The organism is Paenimyroides ummariense (assembly GCF_900115115.1).
In the GTDB taxonomy this organism is placed as follows: Bacteria; Bacteroidota; Bacteroidia; order Flavobacteriales; family Flavobacteriaceae; genus Flavobacterium; species Flavobacterium ummariense.
Genome location: NZ_FOVI01000061.1, coordinates 1 through 2,009, shown reverse-complemented (window position 1 = coordinate 2,009; position 2,009 = coordinate 1). Strand labels below are relative to the sequence as shown.

The window sequence follows — 2,009 nt, the reverse complement described above, 5'->3', positions numbered from 1 at the left end:
TTCCAGGTAACCGACGGCATGTTCATAGGTTATAGTTACGACAGCGACATAAAAGCGCTTAGGAACTACAACAACGGCTCGCACGAGATCTTTGTACGCTTTGAATTGTTTAACAAATACCGCCGCGTGAACTCGCCGCGTTTCTTCTAACAATAACAGATACACACAAAATAATTTACCACATAGGCACATAGGTTTTAAATAGAAATATGTGTTTTGTTAGCAAAACAAACTATGTAACCTTAAATAAAAGCAATAGAAATTTAAAAACTATGTGGTGAAAAGAGAAAGAAATATCAATTGATTTTTAGTAAATGATTTACCACATAGAAACATAGATTAAAAAAAAGTACTATGTATTTTGTTAGGATAACAAACTATGTAACCTTAAATAAAAGCAAAAGAAGTTAAAAAAAACTATGTGGTTAAAAAACATTTTTATGAATTTTTTTGTGAGGTATTAAAAAGGAAAGAAATATGAAAAAAGGGATATACACATTAGCCTTGTTCACCGCCTTTTTACTGGGGAACACGGATGTACAGGCACAGGCAGGCTTAAAGAAAGCAAATAAAGAACACGATCAGTGGGCGTATATAGATGCAATGAACATCTACGAAAAAGTAGCCAAACGCGGTTACGTAAGCAAAGATCTGTTAGAGAAATTAGGCGATGCCTACTACTTCAACGCACGCTACGCCGAAGCCGAAAAACACTACGAACGCTTATTTACCGAATACGCAAGCGAAGCACCTGCAAGCGAGTACTACTACCGTTATGCACAAACCTTGCAGCACACCGGCAAAGAAGCCGAAGCCAAAAACTATTACAACCAGTTTGTAAGCAAGGCAGGCAGTAACACGCAGATTGCACAGATCCGCAAGAACGAAGCGCAGCTAAAAGCACAAATCCAAGAAAATTCAGGTAGATACGATCAGGTAAACAACCTGGCAACCAACACGCAGTTTGCAGATTACGGCAGCTATGTGCACAACAACCAATTGTACTTTACCAGCGCACGCGATACAGGTAGCCTCCACAAACGCGAACACACCTGGACGGGCAATGCCTTTACCAGCCTGTACAGCGTAGCAAGCACGGCAACAAAAGACGACAAAGTAACAAGGTTGAAGGGCAAAGTAAAATCACCTTTGAACGAATCAACAGCGGTGATTACCAAAGACGGTAACACGATGTACTTTACAAGAAACAATTACATCAATAACGAAAGAAAGTACGATTCCAACAAAAACACCAACCTTAAAATCTACCGAGCAGAAAACGTCAACGGAAAGTGGGAAAACGTAACCGAGTTATCGTTCAATATGGACGGATACAACACGGCACACCCAACATTAAGCCAAGACGAAGCCACGATGTATTTTTCAAGCGACCGTCCGGGCGGATTCGGAGGATCGGATCTTTGGCAGGTGGCGATCCACCCGTCAGGCGCCTTTGGCGGACCTGTGAATATGGGATCGGGGATCAACACCGAAATGCGTGAAACCTTTCCGTATGTAACCGAAACAGGTGAATTGTATTTTTCAAGCGACGGCCGTGTAGGTTTAGGCGGATTAGATGTTTATGCAACCAAGTTAGACAGAAACAGCAACCCGGGCGAGATCCACAACGTAGGCGCACCAATCAACAGCAACGCAGACGATTTTGCGTATTATATCGATCCAGCCACCAAACAAGGATTCTTTTCAAGCAACCGCGACGGAGGTAAAGGAAACGACGATATTTACAGCTTTTACGAAACCAAACCGTTGCAATTGGAGTGTATCCAGAAATTATTGTTAACGGTAGTAGATTCTAAAACACGCAACATCATCACCGATGCAAATGTAACATTGTACGACAAGTTGTACAACCAATTGGAAACAAGCAACCGTTATGAAAACAACACATACACCTTCAACAACGAATTCAAATGTGGTGAGGGTTACCGTTTAAAAGTCGAGAAGAACGAGTACACCACCAAAGAAGACTTTGTGCAAATGAACAAAGA

General features: G+C 41.5%; 2 protein-coding genes. Both read left to right on the top strand.

Translation table 11 applies throughout. The features are described from left to right. The coding region (locus BM253_RS17220; RefSeq protein ID WP_143095710.1) for a type IX secretion system membrane protein PorP/SprF at positions 1–150 on the top strand (150 nt) is incomplete at its 5' end. Between the two features lie 327 nt (positions 151–477). Continuing rightward, positions 478–2,009, top strand: a 1,532-nt coding sequence (locus BM253_RS17030; protein WP_091526687.1) for a tetratricopeptide repeat protein, incomplete at its 3' end; no start/stop codon positions are given.